Origin of the sequence: uncultured Halopseudomonas sp. (genome assembly GCF_963977355.1) — a bacterium.
Taxonomy (GTDB): domain Bacteria; phylum Pseudomonadota; class Gammaproteobacteria; order Pseudomonadales; family Pseudomonadaceae; genus Halopseudomonas.
This window is the reverse complement of record NZ_CAXBOV010000040.1, coordinates 1-21,869: the sequence shown is the minus strand read 5'-3', so window position 1 is coordinate 21,869 and position 21,869 is coordinate 1. Positions and strand designations below refer to the sequence as shown.

The following is a 21,869-nucleotide window of genomic DNA, read 5'->3' as shown; positions in this document are numbered from 1 at the left end:
AAAGCAGGCGCTCTACGCCTTGCTCAAGCAGCATCAGGTGCCGATGATCGAAGATGACGTCTACGCCGAGCTGTACTACGGCAGCCAACCACCCAAACCGGTCAAGAGCTTTGATACCGAAGGGCTGGTGATGCACTGCGGTTCCTTCTCCAAGTGCCTGGCGCCTGGCTACCGGGTTGGCTGGGTGGCAGCTGGGCGCTTTGCCGAACAGATCAGCCGACTCAAGCTGATGACTACTATCTCGCCTTCGGTGCCCGCCCAGGCGGCACTCGCCGATTACCTTCAACATGGCGGCTATGACCGCCACCTGCGCAAGTTGCGCCATGCGCTGGAAAGCCAGCAACGCGCGATGCTCGCCTCGGCCGCCCGCCACTTTCCGCCCGACACCCGAGTAACCCGCCCCAATGGCGGCTACTTTCTGTGGTTCGAGTTTCCGACCCGGGTCGATTCGTTGCAGCTATTCCAGCACGCGTTGGCACAGGGCATCAGCCTGGCGCCAGGTCCGATATTCTCGGCCAACCGCCATTACGGCCACTGCGCCCGCCTGAACTACGGTCATCCTTGGGACACGCGCAGCGAGCAGGCAATGGCAACATTGGGACGTATCATCGCGTCCTTCTGACTGTACTGTGTATGTGTCTGCTTGATAAAGCTGATCTGCACCAAGTACAGGGCGCTTAGCCGCCCAACCGCGACATCTCGCCGCATACAAGACCCCGCTGATTAGTCAGTAAGCACCATCTGATATGCTTTAACGCGTAACCTCTGAGTCTGTTTTGTCGGGCTCACCTTTTCTACAGTACGGCTACTTTTGCGGCCATAGCCGTTATCCCTGTCAGAAAGGTTTCTACGATGCAAAATACGGTTGCTGTGCAGCCTTACAACTACCGGGTGGTGCGCCAGTTCGCCATGATGACGGTGGTTTGGGGCGTGATAGGAATGGCAGTCGGGCTACTGCTCGCTTCACAGCTGGTTTGGCCTGCGCTGAACTTTGATCTGCCCTGGACCAGTTTCGGCCGCCTGCGCCCACTGCATACCAATCTGGTAATTTTCGGCTTTGCCGGTAGCGCACAGTTCGCCGCCAGCTATTATGCGGTTCAGCGCACCTGCCAAGCGCGGCTGATTGCGCCGCGACTCACAGCTTTTACCTTTTGGGGCTGGCAGGCGGTGATCATCATCATGCTGGTCACGCTGCCACAGGGTCTGACCACGACCAAAGAATACGCCGAGATCGAGTTCACGGGTGCGGTGGTGATGGCGATCGTCTGGGTGGCCTACGCGATCGTGTTCTTCGGCACGCTGATGCGTCGCAAAACCCATCATATATATGTCGGCAACTGGTTCTTCGGTGCCTTCATTCTGGTTATCGCCGTGCTACATATTGTTAACTATGCAGCGATCCCGATCAGCTGGTTCAAGTCTTACCCGGTTTATTCCGGGGCGACCGATGCCATGGTGCAGTGGTGGTATGGACACAACGCGGTAGGCTTTTTTCTTACCACCGGTTTTCTCGGCATGATGTATTACTTTGTGCCCAAGCAGGTGAACCGGCCTGTGTATTCTTACCGCCTGTCCATCGTGCACTTCTGGGCGCTGATTGCCCTGTACATCTGGGCCGGTCCCCACCATCTGCACTACACCGCCCTGCCAGACTGGGCGCAATCGCTCGGCATGGTGATGTCGCTGATTCTGTTGGCGCCCAGTTGGGGCGGCATGATCAACGGCATGATGACGCTGTCCGGCTCTTGGCATCAGTTGCGTACCGACCCGATCCTGCGTTTTCTGGTGGTCGCATTGGCGTTTTATGGCATGTCGACCTTTGAAGGGCCAATGATGGCGATCAAAACTGTGAGTGCGCTTTCGCACTACACTGACTGGACCATCGGCCACGTGCACGCAGGGGCGTTGGGCTGGGTCGCCATGATCACCTTTGGCTCGATGTACCACCTGATTCCCAAGGTATATGGCGTCGAGAAAATGCACAGCACAGGCTTGATCAACCTGCACTTCTGGCTGGCGACCATCGGCACCGTGCTGTACATCGTCTCCATGTGGGTCAATGGCATTACCCAAGGCTTGATGTGGCGCGCCGTGAATGTAGACGGCACGTTAACCTACTCGTTCGTCGAGGCGCTGGAAGCCAGCCATCCAGGGTACATAGTGCGGCTTCTCGGCGGTGCCTTCTTCCTATTTGGCATGCTGTGCATGGCTTGGAATACCTGGTGTACCGTTCGCAAGGCACGACAGCTCCAAACACAGGAGCTCATCCCATGCTGATCTCTGAAATCGTCGCACTACTGACGCTGATCGGCTTCTTCATCGCCGTCAGCGTCAGCCTGGCAGGCCATCCGGATGACGAAATGGAAAATGCGGCCCAACTGCCGTTTCTGGAAGAGCCGGACAAGCTAGAGGCTTGACTCCAGCTTGCCGATTGCAACCTTCAGAACTTGAGGTCTGGTGGAAATGAGTAATTGGGGTCAGATAAAAATTAAAGCTTCTGATCCCTTGCTGGCCGCCTTCGTTTTCCTGCGGTGACTGATTGCCCGGTCAGTTTCTCTATTTCGCGCTTGAACTTGTCGTTCCCCAAGGCCAGGCTGCTTAGCGTGTTGGTGCGTAACCGTCGGAGTAATCGCACAACCACTGTCCGAAGGTCAGCATGTCTTGCTCGTCTGCGAAGCAGGCCTGGCGGTTGTTACCCCGCTGGATCAGATATTGGGGTATGTTTGGATAACTGAGTCGCCGTCGCCAGGCAATCTGTTCGCGCAAGTTACAGGGCGCATTCCTAGTCAGCGCTAAACTGCCGATTAAATTCAAATGAAAGCCATTAAAAGATTTATATTGCCGATTAATGGGTCTTGATCTATATTTATCAGCATATTAATTCCGATTGGCTCTTCGATATGTACGAAACGCTCACCATACAAGCCTATGTAGAGGGCCAGTGGCACGATGCCTTGGATCTGACCGTCTCGGATACGCACGCCGTTGCGGGCAAGCGCACGACGACTTCCTACAAGGCGGCGTATCTAGCTGATTTCTTTGAGGCGTCAGAAAGCCTTTTCGAGCATGCGGTTAGCGTCAACTTGCCGGTCAACTGGAGTGCGGAGGACAGCAAAGGCTTTCCGGCCTTCATCTTCGACATCATTCCGGCTGGCCATGCGAGAAGCTCGCTGCTCAAGCGATTCAATAATGAAATTCCGGCCGAAACGGATCTTGACCTGTTCTTGCTTGGTAGATGTACCCCTTCGCCTATAGGCAATCTCCGCGTAAAGGAGTCCGTTGAGGCCCTGGAAGATACAGGCGAGGAAGCCTTTGCTCGTCAGGAGGTAGTCACGCGCACCAATGACTTTCTTGAGTACGCCTACGAAGCCGGCGCCGCGCTGGGGGGTGCGACTGGGGCACAGGGTGAGGCACCCAAGCTATTGCTGGCAGAGGGCCCGGATGGCCAGCTGTATGCTGATGCGATGCTCGATGATTCATTGGTAAGTTCACACTGGCTGGTGAAGTTCGCGCGCAACAAGGTGACCGAGAACGACAAGAACATCCTTCGGGCCGAATACCAGTATTACAAGGCAGTAGCGAGTCTCGGTCTGAATACCGTTTCGACAGATGGGCTGAGCCTGGAAGAAGCTGAAAAGCCCAGCCTCTGGATGCCCCGTTTTGACCGCACAGTGGCTGGCGGCAGCGTGGAGCGTATCCCTGTCGAATCAGTCTACTCATTGCTGGGCAATACAGAGCCAGGATCAAGACTCAAGCATGAGACGGTGTTGTCGAGGCTGGCTGAGCTGTGGTGCATGGCCGGGCAAACCGATGAGATTCCAGAGCTTATCTTTGAGTATATCCGCCGAGACCTGCTTAACCGGATCCTGGGCAATAGCGACAACCACGGCCGCAATACATCCATTTTTCGCCACCGTGGCAGGTTCGATCTGGCCCCGATCTATGACCTGGCTCCCATGGTTCTGGACGCGGAAGGTGTGACCAGGGCCACCAAATGGGAGGCCGAAAAGAAAGGTAACCCCCGGTGGCGTGAGATCTGTGCTTACTTTCCGCAGTGGTATTCCCCGGATGAACTCTATGAGCGAATCCGTAAAGCGGCCGGTGAGTTCAGAGCGCTACCGGATCTGCTCGTGGATATGCCTCTGGACGTTCGTCAAACAAAGGCTATCCCGGTCAATAATCTGGAGTCGAATCTTGAGTTGTGGGGGCTGCTATGAGCGACATGACCGGCGAACAACGTAAGCAATTGATTGCTGAGATCATTGGGTTACAAGGTGACGGCGAGATAACCCTCGGCATGGCTGTTCGCAGACTTCGCTTGGAGATCACAGGATTCGATCAGGAGACCTTTGCTCACATGTGCGGCATGTCCACAAGGGCGCTCTACCAACTGGAAACGGATAAAGGTAATCCAACGTTGAGTACCGTCGACTCGATACTACGTAAATTTGGCCTACGAATGGGAATCATGGCGGCGACTGCATCTCGGAAAACGTCACCCTTTGTGAATACAACGCCGTCCGAAAGACAGAGCGTTATTGCTGATAAACGCAGCGGCGTATCCCATGTTGATAAATGTAATGACAAAGATCGCGAGGTCCCCGTCAGCAAATCCAGAGGGGCGAAGCCCAAGGGATTGCCAGGGCAAAGACCTGCGGTTGGCAAATCGCGCGCAGTCACTAAAAAATAACTGGAAGAGAACGACTAGTCCGCCAGATAGGACGCCCACAAAAAAGCCCCAGCATTGCTGAGGCTTTTATTTGATTGGCGCACCCGACTGGATTCGAACCAGTGACCACCGCCTTCGGAGGGCGGTACTCTATCCAGCTGAGCTACGGGTGCGTTTCAGGGGCGCAATAATACCCATTGATTGGGGCGGCGTCCATGCCTGCGGGTGCTACCCATCATGTCGGCGCTCCGCGACGCGTTGTCGCTGGTTACAGATGCTATTTTGTTGCCCGCAGGTTTGCCGGTATACTCGCCTGCATTGTCCGAGCATTGCACTTGGGCTCGAATATAAAGCCATGATGAGGATGTTAGGTAATGACTGTGAAAAAAATTCTGGCTGCCTCGGCGGCGTTACTGATTCTGGTTGCGGGCGGTGCGTTTGCGGTGTCTAGCGACAGCATTGCCGAGCGTATCAAACCCTTCGGCGTGGTCTGCGTCGCTGGTGACCCTTGTGCTGACGTTGGTACCATGCCCGTTGCGGCCACCACAGCCGGCGCTGCGCGTACGGGTGATGCGGTATACGGCCAGTTCTGCACAGCTTGTCACAGCGTGGGCATACTAGGCGCTCCCAAGACGGGCGACAGCGGTGCCTGGGAAGCGCGTCTGGCTGCGGCCGGCAGTCTTGATGATCTGGTGACCTCCGCCATCAACGGTATTGGTGCCATGCCAGCTAACGGCACCTGCGGTGACTGTTCGCGTGAAGAGATCCAGGCTGCTGTTCAGCACATGTCTGGGCTCTAACCAGCTAAAGCAGTTAAGAAAAGCCACCTTCGGGTGGCTTTTTTGTGCCTGTCAGTTTCGTCTCAGGCCTTGGGGCCGAGCATGCTGCGAATGTCCGACAGTGCTGAATTGCCCCGCGCCTGTTTCTGTTCCGGCGGTGCATCATCGGTCCCTTCCCACTCCAGATCCTCGGCGGGTAGCTCGTCAAGAAAGCGGCTTGGCAGACAATCTATAACCTCACCAAACTGCCGACGCCGTGCGGCATAGGTGAAGCTCAGTGTGCGCTGGGCACGGGTGATACCGACATAGGCCAAGCGACGTTCTTCCTCGACACTGTCGGCTTCAATACTGGAGCGGTGCGGGATGATTTCCTCTTCCATGCCGATGATGAACACATGGGGGTATTCCAGGCCCTTGGATGCATGCAGGGTCATCAGCTGCACACGGTCGGTGTCTTCTTCCTCTTCGTGCCGTTCGAGCATGTCGCGCAGAACCAGCTTGGCGATGGCATCCTCAATATCGGTCTTGCCGGTTTCGTCCTTTTCAATGGTGTTCTTCAGCGCCTCGACCAGAAACCAGACATTCCCCATGCGCTTTGCCGCCACATCGTCACTCGAGCAGTTCTGCCGTAGCCAGTTTTCGTAATCCAGGTCGTTGACCATTGAGCGCAGGGCTTCGATCGGATCACCTTCGCTGCACTTCTTGCGTACGCCGTCGAGCCAGTGGCCGAAACGCTGCAGGCGCTCGCAGTAGCGTGGCTCCAGATGCTCGGCCAGACCTATTTCGCTGCAAGCGCTGAACAGGCTGATATCACGGCCGGTGGCGTAGGTGCCGAGTTTCTCCAGTGTGGCAGGTCCGATTTCACGGCGCGGCACATTGATGACCCGCAACAGGGCGTTGTCGTCGTCCGGATTGACCAATAGGCGGAAGTAGGCCATTAGGTCCTTGACCTCTTGGCGGCTGAAAAAGCTGGTGCCGCCGGACAAATGGTAGGGGATCTGGTGATGCTGCAACTTGAGTTCCAGCAGGCGTGACTGGTGATTGCCCCGATAAAGAATGGCGAAGTCCTGCCAGGCTCGCTTGTGCTTGAGGTGCTGGGTCTGGATATCGGTGGCGACGCGCTCGCACTCCATTTCTTCATTGCGGCAGCGAATAACGCGGATTGGATCGCCAAAGCCCAGCTCGCTCCACAACTGCTTTTCAAACACGTGAGGATTGTTTGCAATCAGCGTGTTGGCGGCCTTTAGAATGCGACTGGTCGAGCGGTAGTTCTGCTCAAGCATGACCACTTTGAGCGCTGGGAAATCATCCTTGAGCTGGGCGAGATTTTCCGGCCGTGCACCCCGCCAGGCGTAGATCGACTGGTCATCATCACCGACCACGGTAAAACGGGCCTGTTGGCCTACCAGCATTTTTACCAGCAGATACTGACTGGCGTTGGTGTCCTGGTATTCGTCGACAAGCATGTAGCGGATGCGGAACTGCCATTTTTCCAGAACATCGGGATGTTCGCGAAAAAGGGCAACAGGTACCAGAATCAGATCGTCAAAATCGACTGCGTTGTAGGCTTTGAGCGTGCGGTTGTAATGCATGTACACGCTGGCGGCGGTCTGTTCCTGTGGCGTCTTGGCCTGGGCCAATGCCTGGTCGGGGCTGATCAGATCATTTTTCCAGCTGGAGATCTGTGCCTGTATACCTTCTGTTCCCTCGTCGGCGCCGTAATCGCGGTGCATCAGATCGGTTATCAGGGCCTGGGCGTCTTGCTGGTCGAAGATCGAGAATCCAGGTTTATAGCCCAGACGCTTGTGCTCCTTACGGATGATATTCAGGCCCAGATTGTGGAAGGTGGAGACGGTCAGGCCGCGTGCTTCGTTGCCCTTGATCAGCAGACTCACGCGCTCCTTCATCTCCCTCGCGGCCTTGTTGGTGAAGGTAAGGGCCACGATGTTCTGCGCTTTTATCCCGCACTCGCGCACCAGGTAGGCGATCTTGCGCGTAATAACGCTGGTCTTGCCGCTTCCGGCGCCGGCAAGAACCAGCAAGGGGCCGCTGATGTAATTGACGGCCTCCTGTTGACGGGGATTGAGCTTTGCCACCGGTAATGAACTCCTGGTCTGAAGGCGTTGGAGTTTACCCGAAAATAGCGATGCCTTGAGTGATGGCTAAAAGCTAGGCTTGGTTATTGATCAGTTTTTCGATATAACTTACTTTAACTAAGAGAGTCTATATACCTAATTTATAAAGGCAACCGGGGGAAAGATGTGATTGCCGAGCGCCAAATGCAGCGCGTACTGCTGCTGGACGGGGATGCCTGCGCTTCGGTTCAACTTTGCCGGCGGCTGATGTCCATCACAGAGTGCCCCTTCGAACTGTTACGCGTCGCTGACTGGAACTCGGCCGTACAACTGATTGAACAGGGCGATATCGAGGCGATTCTTACTCGCAGCGAATTCCTTGCTGACGCCTGCGAATCGGGCATTCCGGTTATTCATCTGGTTGTAGAGCCGGAGTTTCGGCGCTCAACCGAGGCAAGCTGCGATAGCCTTTGGGATCAAGCCAGCGCCAGCGAACTGATACGCTGCCTTTATTACGCGATTGAGCGCCAGGCGCTCAAGACGGCCCTTGATCACGCCGCCAGCTATGATCCCCTGACGGGCGTCTGCAATCGCTATATGGTTCAGGACCGTCTCAAAGTCGGCATGCGTCGGGCTTTGCGCACCAACCAGCCTCTGGCGTTGATGTTCGTCGATCTGGACAACTTCCGCCATGTCAATGAAACCCTGGGTCATGGTGCAGGCGATAGCATCATCAAGGAAGTGGTAGCCCGGATGCGCGGTATCTTGCGCAACTCCGATACCGTCGGCCGTATGGGAAGCGACGAGTTTGCCATCATCGTTGAAGACTATGCCCGGGCCAGTAATCTGCTGCAGACTGCCCAGAAACTGGTCAGTGAGCTTGCTGAACCTTTTCTGGTGGGGCAAGAAAGCTTGCTACTCGGTTGCAGTATCGGGATCGCCACTTATCCCGAAGGCGGTCAGACAGTCGATAGTCTGAGCTTGCATGCCAATATGGCGATGCTGCAAGCCAAGAGCCAGCGTGGCTGCAATTATCATTTCTACGATGACCGGATCAATCTGCAGGCCAACAGCCTGATCGAATTTGAAACCGCGCTACGCCATGCCTTGCGCGGCAACCAGCTTGAGCTGCATTACCAACCGAGGGTGAATCTGGCCACCGGTCGCATTGTCGGACTTGAAGGGCTGATTCGCTGGCGTCATCCGGAGCGAGGGTTGCTGGGGCCGAACGAGTTCATACCCCTGGCCGAGGAAACCGGTCTTATCGTACCCATGGGCTACTGGGTTATCGCCCGGGCCTGCCACGATCTTGCGCAGCTCCACCTCCGTGACCACCCGCCCATCCATATTGCCGTCAATGTCTCTTTCCGTCAGTTCCAAGACAGTCAGTTACTGCCCACGGTCAAACGCCTGCTGGAAAAAACCAGTATCGATCCACACTGGCTCGAATTCGAACTGACCGAGACGGCCGTGATGCAGAACCCTGATCAGGTACTGGAGACCATGCGGGGTATGACCGGTCTTGGTGTGCGCTTCTCGCTGGATGATTTCGGCACCGGCTTCTCCTCGTTTATGCACCTCCAGCGACTGCCGATAGATCTGCTGAAAATTGACCGCAGTTTCGTCAAGGGTATTACCGAAACCCGTTCCGACCGCCAGTTGGTCGCGGCAATGATCGAGCTGGGTCACAGTCTCGATCTGGAGGTGGTTGCCGAGGGCGTCGAGCATCGTCAGCAATTGGCGGAGCTGCGTTCGCTGGGTTGCGATCAGGTCCAGGGATTCTTTATTAGCCCGGCACTCCCCTTCGACGAACTCTGCTATTTCATGGATGCCTACAACATGGGGCGTGATGAATCGCAGATCTGCTCCTAGCTCTGCGCGCGGCGGTCGAGTTGGCGGTACTGCAGGGCTTCGGCCAGATGCCGACGGGCGATGTGATCGGCAGCTTCCAGATCAGCCAGAGTGCGGGCTACCTTCAACGCCCTGTGACTGGCCCGGTGTGATAACCCCAATCGTTCGATAGCCTGCTCAAGCCAGCGAGCATCAGTCTCTGCCAGTTGGCAATGATCACGCAGGCCGGCAATGTCCATATGCGCATTGAGACAACTCTGGCGTTCTTGCTGAAGCTGTCTGGCAGCCATTACCTGGGCGCCGGCGGTCTTGCTGTCGGGGATGCCGGGCGATTTACCAGCCATGCTGAAGGGCTCGTTGTGCATGGCCAGGTGCAGGTCGATTCGGTCAAGCAGGGGGCCAGAGAGCTTGCTGCGATAGCGCTGGATCTGCTCTGGCGTACATCGACAGCGACCGCCGGGATCGCCTTGATACCCGCAGGGGCATGGGTTCATGGCGGCAATCAGCTGGAACCGGGCCGGAAAGCTAAGCGTCTCGCGGGCCCGTGCGATATGAATGGCGCCGGACTCCATGGGTTCTCGGAGCATTTCCAGGACCTTGCGATCAAACTCTGGAAATTCATCGAGAAACAGCACCCCGTTATGGGCCTGGCTTATCTCGCCGGGGCGCGGCTGGCTACCACCTCCTACCAGCGCAGCGGCGGATGCACCATGATGGGGCGCGCGAAAAGGTCGCAGCGGCCAGCTTTGCAAAGGCCCTTGATTGCAGACCGACTGGACGGCCGCAACCTCTAGTGCTTCGTCTTCACTCAGTGGCGGCAGTATGCCCGGCATACGGCTCGCCAGAAGCGTCTTGCCGGTACCGGGCGGGCCAAACAGCAATAGATTGTGGCCACCACTGGCGGCAACTATCAGCGCGCGTTTCGCCTGTGCCTGGCCCTGAACGTCCGCAAGGTCGGCCAGACCCTGCGTGGTTGGCGGGATGCTGCCAGAGGGCACGGCCTCCAGCTCCCTTTCGCCGCGCAGGTGCTCGCAGAGTTCAAGCAAATGGTCTGCGGCGATAACATGGACGCCGCGAACCAGCGCGGCTTCCGATGCATTGGCCCGAGGAAGTATTAGGGTGCGCTGGGATTCACGGCATGCCAGAGCGGCGGGCAACACGCCCTGAACGGGTCGCAATTCACCCGATAGGGCCAGTTCACCCAGGCATTCACATTGCGCCAGACTATCAACGGGTATCTGACCACTGGCTGCCAGTAGTCCAAGGGCAATGGCCAGATCGAAGCGACCACCTTCCTTGGGTAGATCTGCGGGGGCCAGGTTGATGGTGATGCGTTTGAGGCTGGGAAACTCCAGACGGGCGTTCTGGAGGGCACTGCGCACGCGGTCCTTGCTTTCCCGCACGGCGGTTTCCGGGAGCCCCACCAGGGTCAGGCTGGGCATTCCATTAGCCAGGTGCACCTCGACGGTGACTGATGGTGCGGCAATACCCAGTTTTGCTCGGCTGTGAACTATAGCCAGGGACATGATCACTCCTTGATCGGGTCTTATGGCAGGCAGCGTACCGCGTCGTCAGACGGCGGGTGGTTGCTGACCCTGCTCCATCTCGGTAACGCGCTTCTCCAGCGCTTCGAGGCGTTCGCGCGTACGCTGCAAGACCACCTGCTGAGTTTCGAATTCGTCCCGGCTGACAACATCCAGTTTTGCCAGCGCACTCTGTAGTAGCGACTTGAGGTGTTTCTCGACCTCAGGTGCAGGTAGGCTTTTCTCACTCATCAGAAGACGCGTTGCCTGGTTACTGACCGCGTCGATCAAGACTTTATGCAGCATGTTGGATCCTGCCTCGTAAGCGTTTATGTCGACCGGCCTGGGTCGGTTCGAGCGAAAATCCGAGTCTAACACCCGAGCACGGCTTCGTCCCCTGGAGGGCAGGGGAATTAATGCGCGATATCGGGCCGCTATAAATGATGTTCGCACCAATATAGTGCGTATGCGTGCGCTGGCCAATTGCCTCGGTTGGGGTGAATGAGGTCAAATGCATGATTTTAAAGGATAAATAAAAAGTGGCAGGATTTCTGCAATGCACCAAAGCAGGTGAGACAGGCGAGATAACCGTAACCGGGCATCCCTCCTCAAGCCAACGTGACTTCAGCGGAATGACAACGCGAAAAGCCACCAAGGAGCATTTGAGTATGAGGCAGTTGACTATGGCAAACGTGGCTTTCGCTATGCGCGCTTTTGTCGGTGAGTCGGGAAGCTGCATCGGATCTGTGCATTGTCCGTTTCTAAAAGCCTCTAACTCGGCATAGACTGGTCCTGTCCCCCAGGGCAGTCCATCAATCGGGAGAAATAAAATGAAATTAGTAACGGCTGTTATCAAGCCTTTCAAACTGGACGACGTGCGCGAAGCGTTATCGGAGATCGGCGTGCAAGGCATCACGGTAACTGAGGTAAAGGGTTTTGGCCGGCAGAAGGGTCATACCGAGTTGTACCGCGGCGCTGAATATGTAGTGGATTTTCTGCCCAAGGTAAAGATCGATGTAGCGATCGGCGACGACATGCTCGACCGTGTCATTGAAGCCATCACCAAGGCAGCCAATACCGGCAAGATCGGCGACGGCAAGATCTTCGTGGTCAACCTGGAACAGGCTGTCCGTATCCGTACCGGAGAGACAGGCACAGACGCAGTCTGACCGGTCAGTTCGTCCACTGAATGCAGTAACCAAGCCTGTTTGGGGGGCTTATTATGGAAGACATCGTACAAATCAAGTACGCACTTGATACGTTCTATTTTCTGATTTGCGGCGCACTGGTCATGTGGATGGCGGCAGGTTTCGCCATGCTCGAGGCTGGTCTTGTCCGTGCCAAGAACACCACTGAAATTCTCACCAAGAACATCACGCTGTATGCAATTGCCAGCGTCATGTATCTGGTAGTGGGCTACTACATCATGTACTCGGGCGACGAGGGCGGCATCATGCCGAACCTTGGCGTGCTGATCGGTGCTGAAAACTCAGCGGAAGAAGTGCTCGCCAGCGGCGGTGACGTTTATTACTCTGCTCGCGCTGACTTCTTCTTCCAGGTCGTGTTCGTCGCTACCGCGATGTCCATTGTCTCGGGTGCAGTTGCTGAACGCATGAAGCTGTTTGCCTTCCTGACCTTCGCAGTCATCATGACTGGCTTTATCTACCCGATCCAGGGCTACTGGAGCTGGGGCGGTGGGTTCCTGTCTGAAGCTGGCTTCAGCGACTTTGCCGGTTCCGGTATCGTTCACCTTGCAGGTGCCTCTGCTGCCCTGGCCGGTGTTCTGGTTCTAGGTCCACGTAAAGGCAAGTATGGTTCTTCCGGTCAGATCAATGCGATCCCCGGTGCCAACCTGCCACTGGCAACCCTGGGTACCTTCATCCTGTGGCTGGGCTGGTTCGGCTTCAACGGCGGCTCGCAGTTGATCGTGTCCACCATTGATGATGCCAACGCTGTTGCCCAGGTATTTGTGAACACCAACGCTTCTGCGGCAGGTGGTCTGATTGCAGCACTGATCGTAGCCCGTATCCTGTTCGGCAAGGCCGACCTGACCATGGCGCTTAACGGTGCACTGGCTGGTCTGGTGGCAATCACTGCAGACCCGCTGTCGCCCGGTGGCTTCCAGGCCACGTTGATCGGTGCGGTCGGTGGTGTGCTGGTTGTGTTCTCCATCCTTGCCTTTGACAAGATCAAGATCGACGATCCGGTTGGTGCCATCTCTGTCCACGGTGTAGTGGGTATCTGGGGTGTACTGGCGGTGCTGCTGACCAACGCTGATGCGACTATCGGTGGCCAGTTGCTGGGTATCGTGAGCATCTTCCTCTGGGTCTTCATCACCAGTCTGATTCTCTGGATCATCCTCAAGGCTGTCATGGGTATCCGTGTCACCGAAGAGGAAGAGTACGGCGGTGTGGATCTGTCCGAGTGTGGGATGGAAGCCTACCCCGAGTTCACCAGCACCAAGAACTAAAGCTGGTAGCACTCTCAAGCGGTAATACAGGGCGCCTTCGGGCGCCCTGTTTCGTTGTGGAGCATGGTGTCCCAGGGCCATTGTCTACACTGACAGCTAAACTTACTGATCCGTATGCAGTCGGATGATTACCAGGCCCTTGCGGTTACGTTTTCGCAAGCCGGGTCTGAGAGCCAACTGCCAACACCATTTTTCAAAAAAGGGAGCTATCAATGAAGTCAGAAACCTTTGATGACTTGATCAAATGGAATGCCGGTATTCACGAGATGCTGGCTGATCGCATGCGCAAGGGTGCGGACCACAACAGTGATGAGCGAGCCAAATCCCTGCTGATCTATCTTGCGGGCCACGAACAGACTCTCGCCGAAGAGGTGTGCAAATTTGGCAACCGGGCAGATGATCGCGCATTGAATACCTGGGTGTCTGAGCATGTGAGCGAGGAACTGCTTCCGAAAAATGGTCGAAAGATCGATTTTGATAGTGGGGATTACGAGCAGATCAGCAAGGAAGTGGTCGATATTCACAACCAGATAATGGATCTCTATTACGCCATGGTGGAGCGGGCCGCGATTCCTGAAGCCAAGGACGTGATGCAGGAACTATACGACCTGCACAAGCATGAAATGCTGCGCCTGTCGGATCAGATCAATAATGGACGCTCACTTTAGGAGCGCAGGGCACCCCGGCGTGCAGCGTCGCACCGGGGTTGTGCATATTTCCTTGACCCCAAGCTTTCTTCTTTTCCCTCCCAATTTGCACCATCACTATTAAATCGTTGAATTTAAACAAGATGTTAAGTGATGCGGTTGAGCTGGCATCAAGCATGCATTGTTTAATCCTGAATCGGGATGAGCCCGCAGGGCTCATGACGCGTCACACATTGGAGTAACACCAAGGCGAACTAGGGTTCCGGTCTGTTTACAGATGTCTGGTCCGAGAGTTTTCCGGCTCTCAGGATGAGAGCTACACGGCGGGATAAAAGCCCGGGAGATCGTCATGCCGACGCGTCCCGATATTTTGTTCAACCGTGCAGGAGTCTGACCATGACCGCCCCTCTGATTCGTTCGATCCGCAAGTCCCTGGCTGGCGCCAGTCTGGCCGCCGTCGCCCTGATTGCTCCTTTTGCCGCCCAGGCAGATGACAAGTTGACCATAGGAACCGTTGTCTGGGCCGGCTATGGTCCCTTTTACGTCGCCGATGAGCTCGATCTCTACGAGCAATTCGGCCTCGACGTCGATCTGCAGTTTTTCAACGATCCGGCACTGATCCCCTCGGCTATGGCCAGCGGCGCAGTCGACGGCGGCATGCTCACCTACGACCAGGTGGTCGGCTCGGTTGCCAAGGGTCTGGATCACAGGGTCGTCATGCCGATCGATTTCTCTGACGGTGGCGACGCCATCGTGGCAGACAAGTCGATCACCTCGGTAGCCGACTTCAAGGGCAAGCAGGTCGGTTACAACCCCCTGTCTCCATCGGATTTCCTGCTGGCCTATGCGCTGCAGATAAATGGCATGACCGAGAAGGATATCCGTCCGGTGAACATGACTCCGGAGGCCATTCCCAGTGCTATGGCATCAGGAAATTTGCCGGTAGGGGTAACCTACGAGCCGAACGTGTCGCAGATCGTCGGCATGGGCAAGGGTGAGCGCTTCCACGTGGTGTATTCCTCGAAGGAAGCGCCTGGCCTGATCACTGACGTGCTGGTATTCGACGAGGAAGTGATTGCCGAGCAGGAAGCTGCCATTACCGCGATGATCAAGGGTTATCAGGCGGGTCTGGATTACATGCAGGCCAACCCCGAAGAGTCTGCCACCATCATCGGCAAAGTACTTGGCGTCAGTGGCCCGGAGGCCACCGAGCAGATGAGCGGTGTCTACAACATCCCCCTGGCGGAGATGGCAGAGGTCTTCGAAGAGTCCGAATCCACGATGTCGTTCTACGGCAGCGGTGCGGTTATTGCAGACCTGTTGGTTAAGAATCAGCAGATCCCTGCTGCCCCCGACTTCGCCGATACCTTCGACGCGAGCTTTGTAGAAACCCTGAACGAATAACCCAGCCGCACGCATGCCTGATGCTGCCGCAGACCGGCAGCATTCCGGCTGTTGCTGCGCAACGGAGTTAATATGGATACGCCGAAACCCACCACCCAGTCTGACTCTGCATCCGCGACCAAGCCCAAGGCGCCTGCCAAGCCCAAGCCGCTTTTTCGCTACGCTGATGGGCCGATACCCAACAGCCTGGCCATGGCCTACAGTCTGGCCGGCTATGTGCTTGGTATCGGACTGCTGTTTGCCGACTCATGGTTGCTGAAAGCTGCGGGCACACTGCTGCTTGGGCATGCGATGATCATCGGCGCCTACCTGATGCACGAATTTGCCCATGGCACGATTTTCAGCAAGCCGGCGCACAATGCACGCGCTGGAACCCTGTTCAGCTGGATGACCGGTGGTTGCTACGCCGGATTCCAGGATCTGCGCCACAAGCATATGCGACACCATGTTGATCGCGCAGATGTACTGACCTTCGACAGCAAGGAATTCATCAACGGGCTGCCAGCCTGGGCGCGCAAGATCGTTCTGGCGCTGGAGTGGGCCTATATTCCCGCTGTAGAGCTGCTCCTGCATGGCTACGTCATTCTGTTGCCATTTCTCGATAGCAGCGACAAGCAGCGTGCCCGCCGCCCTGTAGTGGCCGCCACACTGGCGATTCGCGTTGCCGCGTTTGCCTTGCTTGGCTGGTTGTCGCCGGTGGCCCTTGTGCTCTACACCGTGGCCTGGTTGCTGATGATTACCGTGCTGCGCTTCACTGACGCCTATCAGCACACCTATGACGCCTTCGCGGTGCTTGAAGATGGTGATATTCCAGCAGACAAGCTGCGCGACAGGGCATATGAGCAGCTGAATACCTTCAGTAATCTGGTCTCACTGCGCTGGCCGGCACTCAACCTTCTGGTGCTCAATTTCAGCTATCACAATGCCCACCACGAGAAGCCGGTTGCCCCCTGGTATCGGTTGCCTGCGCTGCACGCCGAACTGTACAGCGATGGTTATCGCCAGGTAGTGCCGATGCGAGAACTGGTCAGCAGTTTCCACCGGTATCGACTGCGCCGGGTTACCGACGATGACTATGGTCATTTCGGTGAGGGACCCAAGCGTGCCGAGGGGTTCTACGGTGCGGTTGGTGTGTCCTTTCTGACGGCGGTGTGATCGTGCACAACCTCGACTTTCAGAATCGCTGTGTGGTGATCAGTGGAGCCGCAAGTGGTATCGGCAAGGGTCTGGCCGAGGCCTTTGCCCGTCAGGGTGCTCGCCTGGTGCTGCTTGATCGCGACGCCGATGGACTTGCGCAGGTGGCTCGAGAGATTACCTGCGCTGCCGGCCTGAGTTCTGATCAGGTGCGCTCGATATGCGTTGATCTGGCGGACGATGGGGATGTAGCGCGCTGCGCCGACTGGCTATGCGCCGACGGGGTGCGTATTGACGTGCTGATCAACAATGCAGGTATGGAGCTGCCCACGCCCCTGATCGATAGCGATCCGCTGGCCAATCAACGCTGGCAAGTCCAGCTTGATAACAACGTGGTCAGCATGGTGCGGCTGACCCGAGCGCTGTTGCCGTTGTTACACGATGGCGGCAGCATCATCAATCAGTCCTCGATCTGGGGACTCAGCGCGGTGGCGGGCTTCTCCGCCTATTGCGCCAGCAAGCATGCGGTCATCGGCCTGACCCGCTCCCTGGCCTGGGAGCTGGGCGGCCGGCGCATCCGGGTCAACGCGGTCTGTCCCGGTTGGGTGGGTACCGAGGCCGCCATGGCCTCGCTGCGATCCATGGCCAATAACAGTGGTCGCAGCGAGGAGCAGGAACTGGCGCAGATCCTGGCTGGCCAGGTCATCCCCGAGCTGCTGACGCCGGAGCAGTTGGCCGGCACTTTCCTGTTTCTGGGCAGCCCGCTGGCGCAGGCCATCACCGGTCAGGCACTGGTCGTCAGTCATGGCGAGGTGATGCACTGATGAACCGCTATGAACTCGAGGGCCAACGCATCCTGATCACCGGCGCCACCACCGGTATCGGCCGCGCCTGCGCCCTCCTGGCGGCAGCCAATGGCGCTGCGGTGTGGATCAATCATCACCGTCAGGCGGACCAGGCGGCTGACCTGGTGCGCGAAATCGTGCAGGCAGGTGGCCTGGCCTGGGCTGTCGAGGCGGATGTCAGCGATGCTGATGCGGTGGCGAGGATGTTCGACCAGGTTACCGCCGACGGACCGCTGCAGGGCCTGGTGAACAATGCCGGCATCATTCTGGAAAAACCTTTCCTGGAGACCGGGGAGCTGGACTGGCAGCGGATCATGGCCGTGGATCTGGACGGCGTCTATCGTTGCTGCCGTCATGCCCTGGAAGGCATGCAGGCGGCCGGGGCCGGCAGCATCGTCAATATCAGCTCCGAGCTGGGCTTTCTCGGGCGCGAACATTACGTGGCCTATTGCACCGCCAAGGCGGGCGTCATCGGGCTGACCCGCTCGCTGGCGCGGGAGTTCGCGCCGCAGATTCGCGTCAATGGGGTCGCGCCTGGCCCAACCGATACACCCATGCTCAGCGCAGAGAACATGAGCGCGGAGTGGCTGGCCAGGGAGCGGGCGATACCGGCGCAACGTTTCGGCAAGCCCGAAGAGGTCGCTGCCGCCGTGGCCTTTCTCCTCTCACCCGCTGCCAGTTTCTTTACCGGCCAGATACTGGGGCCCAATGGCGGCGCCTGGATGGGTGGCTGATGCTGCGCCCGGAACTGGTTCTGATCATTGCCACGATCATGTGGGGTACCAGTTGGATACCGCTGCATGCCTTCGCGGATATCGGCCTGAGTGGCATGCCCATGGTGCTGGCAACCTGTGGCCTGATCGGCCTGGTGGCGCTGTGTCCGCTGTGGCTGCAGAGATCGCAATGGCGCCGTCAGCACTGGGGCGTTCTGGCGATTATCTGCTTTGGGGGTTGGGCCAATGTGGCGCTGATCTCCTCGTTGTCCCTGGGTGAGAATCTGGTCCGCATGATGCTGCTATTCTATCTCGCCCCGGTGTGGGCAGTGATTGGCGGCTGGCTGCTGCTCAAGGAGCGTCTCACCCTGCTGCGTCTGGGCGCGCTGGCCCTGGCGTTGGTTGGCATCGCGCTGACATTGGGCGCGGGCAAAGAGGTGCTGCAACCGATGACAACCGTTGACTGGTTGGCCATGAGTGCCGGATTCGCCTTTGCCATGAACAACCTGGCAACACGCGCCGCCGATCGCGTGCCATTGATGAGCAAGACTTTTGCCGCCTTTATCGGCAGCGCTCTATTTGCTGCTGGTATTTGTTTTCTGCTGGATCAATGGTTGCCGTCGCTGGGGGCCGGCAGTTGGTTGCTGGTGGCCCTGTTTGCTGTCGGCTGGCTGCTGGCGACCCTGGGCGCGCAATACGGCGTGACCCATCTTGAGGCCGGACGGGCCGCAGTACTGATTGTGTTCGAGCTGATTGCCGCCGTGCTGTCGGCGGCCTGGCTCGGTGAGCAGGCGATCGGGCCGCGTGAATGGATCGGTGCTGCGCTGGTCTGCGTCGCGGCCGTGATGGCGGCATGGCCGGACCAACCCCAAGCGCAACTGACAAGGAGTATGCCCTGATGAACAACCCCTACATGGATCAGATCAGCTGGGTGGAATACCAGCAGCGCGTGGAGGCCGGCGCGGTGGTGTTTCTGCCCTGTGGCGCCACCGAACAGCACGGACCGCACCTGCCTCTGGGGACCGACGCGCTGCTGTCCACCGCCATCAGTGCCGACGTGGCCAACCAGGTCGGCGGCCTGGTCGCGCCGGCGCTGGCCTACGGCTACAAGTCCCAGCCCAAATGCGGTGGCGGCCAGCATTTCTGCGGCACTACCAGCCTGGACGGCGCCACCCTGTCGGCGCTGGTGCAGGACGCGGTACGCGAGTTCGCGCGCCATGGCGTGAAACGTCTGGTGCTGGTGCTCGGCCACTACGAGAACCAGTGGTTCGTCGCCGAGGGCATCCAGCTCGCCCTACGCGAACTGGGCAAGGACTGCGATCTGGAGGTCATGCGCCTGGAACACTGGGATTTCTGCCGCGAGCAGACCCTGGCCGATATCTTTCCGAATGGCTTTCCCGGTTTCGCCCTGGAGCATGCGGCCGTCATCGAGACATCGCTGATGCTGCACTACCATCCGCAGATGGTCGCGCTGGACAAGATCCCTGACGACTTACCGGCTGACTTCCCTCCCTACGACATGTATCCGACGCGTACCGAATGGGTTCCGCCATCAGGCGTGCTGTCATCGGCCAAGGGTTCCACTGCGGAGAAAGGGGCGCGCATGGCCGGGGACATAGCCGACGGTATTGCTGCCGCGGTACGCCACGAATTTGCGCTGGAGGTGTGAGCATGCTGTCCGGACTGGCCCCAGGTTCCTGTGCATTGCTGTTGATCGATATGCAGCGTGATTTCTGTGCGCCGGGAGGCTACGCCGACAAGGCAGGCCTGGATATTCAGCGCCTGCGCGCGCCCATTCCAGCCCAGCAGGCGCTGTTGTCTGCTGCGCGCAGGGCGGGGATGCTGGTGATTCATACCCGTGAAGGGCACAGAGCCAACCTGACTGATCTGCCGGACTGGAAGCGTCAGCGCGCCGAGCGCAGCGGTGCTCCCATCGGCCAGGATGGCCCCATGGGAAGGTTGTTGATCCGCGGCGAATACGGACACGATCTGATTGATGAACTGCAACCGCTGGACGACGAGCCGGTTATCGACAAGCCGGGGTACAGCGCCTTTGCCCATACCGATCTGGAGCTGCTTTTACGCAACCGTGGTATCAGCTGTCTGTTACTCGCTGGGGTCACCACTGAGGTGTGCGTCAGCTCGACCCTGCGTGCCGCCATCGACCTGGGATTCTGCTGCCTGACCGTGGGCGACGCCTGCGCTTCTCCCCATCCCGAATTGCACGCTGCTGCGCTGCAAATGATCGGAGTCGAGGGTGGCATTTTCGGGGAGTTGTGCAGCAGCGCTGAACTGATCGGCAAACTGGAGGTTATGGTATGACGGACGTACTCAAGCTCTGGCCCCTGTTGACTGCTACGCATAACTACGACAAGTCCTACTCGACCCGCGGGCGGGGTTTGGGTACCTCGATCGAGGCTCCGATTCTTGCCTACCTGATCGAAACCCGTCAGGGCCGTGTGCTGTTCGATGTGGGTTGTGACTACCACAAACTGAGCGACCCGCAGGCACGGCAACAGTGGTACGACCCGCAGGAGTTTCCGATGGGTCCACCGCAGATGGATGAGGAACAGCGTCTTGGCGCGCACCTGGCGCGGATGGGGTTAAACACGCAGGACATTGATCTGGTCTTTCTCAGTCACCTGCATTTCGACCATGCCGGTGGGCTGTGCGATGTCTGTGGCGCCGAGGTGCATGTGCATGAGGATGAACTGCAAGCCGCCCGCGAGCCGGCGGATAACGCGTACTTTGCAGACGATTTTGCGGGCAATGTGCGCTGGCGCCTGCAGCAGGAGGAGTACGAATTACTGCCAGGCCTGCAGGCTCTGAATACCCCCGGCCACACCGCCGGCCACATGTCGCTGATGATCCAGTTACCCCAGGGCGCACCGATCATCCTGGCCGGTGACGCCGCCGATCTGCAGGAAAACATCGATGATGAAATTGCCCCCGGTCTTTGCTGGCGTGATCGCGAAGATATGGCCGTGGCGAGCATTCGCAAGCTCAAGGCGCTGGCAGCCGATACCGATGCGCACCTCTGGCCCAATCACGATATGGCTTTCTGGCGGGGACTCAAGCGCTTTCCGGAGTACTACCAATGAGCAACGTACCGGAGACCTACATGGGCGTCTGGCAGCGCACGCTCCTGCGCACAGCTGACGGGCATGAAGATCGCACTACCCGCGTTTTCTGGCTGCAGACAGCATCGCTGCACGCGGATCTGCGCATGCCTGATCCAACGCCAATGACCGTCGATCAGCGTATCAGTCAGGGCGGATTTGCCGGTCTGACCGAGGTTCAGGGTGATCGCTGCCAGTGGCATCGACTGCTGGATTTTCACCCCGATAGCGGTACTGATGTGGGTCACATGGCATTCAACGGCCCCGACGAGGTTCACGAGACGGCGCTGGATGGTAGCTATCTGGAGATCTGGCAGCGTCTGCCCGAATCGGTCGGACCTAGCCAGGCGATGTGGTTTGCGGCAAAGGACGATGCGCAGCGCCAGGGTTGCTTGCTGCAGGCGGGTGATTATTTCATGTTTGTAGCTGATCGACCTGCGCCCGTGCACAAGGGCGTACCACTCAGAACGCAAATCACTGGGCTGGGCGCCGATCAGGCCGAGTTTATGATGGGCTGTGAGTTTTCCCTGGGCCGCATCAATGGCGGCAAGGTGCCCTGGGAAATCTCACTCTCCTCGTTGCCCGGTCGTAGCGGCCGCTGCCTGTTACTGGACACGCCGGTGGTCAGTCTGGATCAGTG

General features: G+C 57.9%; 23 protein-coding genes, 1 tRNA gene and 1 riboswitch. Of the genes, 19 read left to right on the top strand and 5 right to left on the bottom strand.

Translation table 11 applies throughout. The features are described from left to right. From AAC076_RS16545 to AAC076_RS16535, 3 genes are all read left to right on the top strand, one after another. Positions 1 to 622: PLP-dependent aminotransferase family protein (locus tag AAC076_RS16545; RefSeq protein WP_339847847.1), on the top strand; the 622-nt coding region annotated here is incomplete at its 5' end. A 230-nt stretch (positions 623 to 852) separates the two neighbouring features. Then, entirely contained in the window at positions 853 to 2,277 is a 1,425-nt protein-coding gene (ccoN, locus tag AAC076_RS16540) for a cytochrome-c oxidase, cbb3-type subunit I (RefSeq protein ID WP_339847845.1), read from the top strand. Then, positions 2,271 to 2,417, top strand: a complete 147-nt coding sequence (locus AAC076_RS16535) for a hypothetical protein (RefSeq protein WP_339847843.1) — start codon at positions 2,271 to 2,273, stop codon at positions 2,415 to 2,417. The genes ccoN and AAC076_RS16535 overlap by 7 nt, the downstream gene beginning before the upstream one ends. Positions 2,418 to 2,598: 181 nt before the next feature. Here AAC076_RS16535 and AAC076_RS16530 read toward each other — a convergent pair whose 3' ends face one another. Beyond that, positions 2,599 to 2,766, bottom strand: coding sequence for a hypothetical protein (locus tag AAC076_RS16530; protein WP_339847839.1), 168 nt, complete (start codon positions 2,764 to 2,766; stop codon positions 2,599 to 2,601). Between the two features lie 134 nt (positions 2,767 to 2,900). Here AAC076_RS16530 and AAC076_RS16525 point away from each other — a divergent pair, with 134 nt between their 5' ends. After that, the gene (locus tag AAC076_RS16525; protein ID WP_339847836.1) at positions 2,901 to 4,217 is read left to right on the top strand and encodes a HipA domain-containing protein; all 1,317 of its coding nucleotides are present in this window, start codon (positions 2,901 to 2,903) and stop codon (positions 4,215 to 4,217) included. Next, positions 4,214 to 4,690 carry a helix-turn-helix transcriptional regulator gene (locus AAC076_RS16520; RefSeq protein ID WP_339847833.1) on the top strand — a complete coding sequence of 159 codons (477 nt, stop codon included), beginning with the start codon at positions 4,214 to 4,216 and terminating at the stop codon, positions 4,688 to 4,690. The genes AAC076_RS16525 and AAC076_RS16520 overlap by 4 nt, the downstream gene beginning before the upstream one ends. Before the next feature lie 75 nt (positions 4,691 to 4,765). Here AAC076_RS16520 and AAC076_RS16515 read toward each other — a convergent pair. Next, positions 4,766 to 4,842: transfer RNA gene (locus tag AAC076_RS16515), tRNA-Arg, on the bottom strand. A 201-nt stretch (positions 4,843 to 5,043) separates the two neighbouring features. Here AAC076_RS16515 and AAC076_RS16510 point away from each other — a divergent pair. Then, positions 5,044 to 5,469, top strand: a complete 426-nt coding sequence (locus AAC076_RS16510) for a c-type cytochrome (RefSeq protein WP_339847830.1) — start codon at positions 5,044 to 5,046, stop codon at positions 5,467 to 5,469. 62 nt (positions 5,470 to 5,531) lie between these two features. Here the strand turns inward: AAC076_RS16510 and rep are convergent, their stop codons facing one another. Then, positions 5,532 to 7,544, bottom strand: a complete 2,013-nt coding sequence (gene rep / locus AAC076_RS16505; protein WP_339847829.1) for a DNA helicase Rep — start codon at positions 7,542 to 7,544, stop codon at positions 5,532 to 5,534. A gap of 183 nt (positions 7,545 to 7,727) precedes the next feature. Here rep and AAC076_RS16500 point away from each other — a divergent pair, with 183 nt between their 5' ends. Continuing rightward, a complete protein-coding gene (locus AAC076_RS16500; protein WP_339847827.1) occupies positions 7,728 to 9,395 on the top strand; it encodes a bifunctional diguanylate cyclase/phosphodiesterase in 1,668 nt (555 codons plus the stop codon). On the opposite strand, the gene AAC076_RS16495 is transcribed toward AAC076_RS16500, so the two are convergent. Beyond that, the gene (locus AAC076_RS16495) at positions 9,392 to 10,900 is read right to left on the bottom strand and encodes a YifB family Mg chelatase-like AAA ATPase (protein ID WP_339847825.1); all 1,509 of its coding nucleotides are present in this window, start codon (positions 10,898 to 10,900) and stop codon (positions 9,392 to 9,394) included. The genes AAC076_RS16500 and AAC076_RS16495 overlap by 4 nt on opposite strands. A gap of 45 nt (positions 10,901 to 10,945) precedes the next feature. Then, positions 10,946 to 11,203 (bottom strand): accessory factor UbiK family protein, encoded by a 258-nt coding sequence (locus tag AAC076_RS16490; protein WP_339847823.1) that lies wholly within the window; start codon positions 11,201 to 11,203, stop codon positions 10,946 to 10,948. A gap of 524 nt (positions 11,204 to 11,727) precedes the next feature. Here AAC076_RS16490 and glnK point away from each other — a divergent pair. From glnK to AAC076_RS16430, 12 genes are all read left to right on the top strand, one after another. Further along, complete coding sequence (glnK, locus tag AAC076_RS16485; protein ID WP_096346362.1) at positions 11,728 to 12,066, top strand: P-II family nitrogen regulator; 339 nt, start codon at positions 11,728 to 11,730, stop codon at positions 12,064 to 12,066. Between the two features lie 53 nt (positions 12,067 to 12,119). Then, positions 12,120 to 13,367, top strand: a complete 1,248-nt coding sequence (locus AAC076_RS16480) for an ammonium transporter (protein WP_339847820.1) — start codon at positions 12,120 to 12,122, stop codon at positions 13,365 to 13,367. Positions 13,368 to 13,579: 212 nt separating this feature from the next. Then, positions 13,580 to 14,035 carry a hypothetical protein gene (locus AAC076_RS16475; protein WP_339847818.1) on the top strand — a complete coding sequence of 152 codons (456 nt, stop codon included), beginning with the start codon at positions 13,580 to 13,582 and terminating at the stop codon, positions 14,033 to 14,035. 222 nt (positions 14,036 to 14,257) lie between these two features. Further along, a riboswitch (guanidine-I (ykkC/yxkD leader) is annotated at positions 14,258 to 14,359 on the top strand. 51 nt (positions 14,360 to 14,410) lie between these two features. Then, entirely contained in the window at positions 14,411 to 15,418 is a 1,008-nt protein-coding gene (locus tag AAC076_RS16470; RefSeq protein ID WP_339847815.1) for an ABC transporter substrate-binding protein, read from the top strand. A 72-nt stretch (positions 15,419 to 15,490) separates the two neighbouring features. Further along, positions 15,491 to 16,573: a fatty acid desaturase gene (locus AAC076_RS16465; protein ID WP_339847811.1), complete on the top strand. Its 1,083-nt coding sequence runs from the start codon at positions 15,491 to 15,493 to the stop codon at positions 16,571 to 16,573. Positions 16,574 to 16,575: 2 nt separating this feature from the next. Continuing rightward, the gene (locus tag AAC076_RS16460) at positions 16,576 to 17,376 is read left to right on the top strand and encodes an SDR family oxidoreductase (protein ID WP_339847809.1); all 801 of its coding nucleotides are present in this window, start codon (positions 16,576 to 16,578) and stop codon (positions 17,374 to 17,376) included. Continuing rightward, positions 17,376 to 18,131 (top strand): 3-oxoacyl-ACP reductase FabG, encoded by a 756-nt coding sequence (gene fabG, locus AAC076_RS16455; protein ID WP_339847807.1) that lies wholly within the window; start codon positions 17,376 to 17,378, stop codon positions 18,129 to 18,131. Before AAC076_RS16460 ends, fabG begins: the two co-directional genes overlap by 1 nt. Beyond that, positions 18,131 to 19,009 carry a DMT family transporter gene (locus AAC076_RS16450; protein ID WP_339847806.1) on the top strand — a complete coding sequence of 293 codons (879 nt, stop codon included), beginning with the start codon at positions 18,131 to 18,133 and terminating at the stop codon, positions 19,007 to 19,009. The genes fabG and AAC076_RS16450 overlap by 1 nt, the downstream gene beginning before the upstream one ends. Continuing rightward, complete coding sequence (locus AAC076_RS16445) at positions 19,009 to 19,779, top strand: creatininase (protein WP_339847849.1); 771 nt, start codon at positions 19,009 to 19,011, stop codon at positions 19,777 to 19,779. Before AAC076_RS16450 ends, AAC076_RS16445 begins: the two co-directional genes overlap by 1 nt. A 2-nt stretch (positions 19,780 to 19,781) precedes the next feature. Beyond that, complete coding sequence (locus tag AAC076_RS16440; protein ID WP_339847805.1) at positions 19,782 to 20,432, top strand: isochorismatase family cysteine hydrolase; 651 nt, start codon at positions 19,782 to 19,784, stop codon at positions 20,430 to 20,432. Beyond that, positions 20,429 to 21,211, top strand: coding sequence for an N-acyl homoserine lactonase family protein (locus AAC076_RS16435; protein WP_339847803.1), 783 nt, complete (start codon positions 20,429 to 20,431; stop codon positions 21,209 to 21,211). The genes AAC076_RS16440 and AAC076_RS16435 overlap by 4 nt, the downstream gene beginning before the upstream one ends. Next, on the top strand, positions 21,208 to 21,869 hold a 662-nt coding region (locus AAC076_RS16430; protein ID WP_339847801.1), incomplete at its 3' end, for a hypothetical protein. The genes AAC076_RS16435 and AAC076_RS16430, both read left to right, overlap by 4 nt.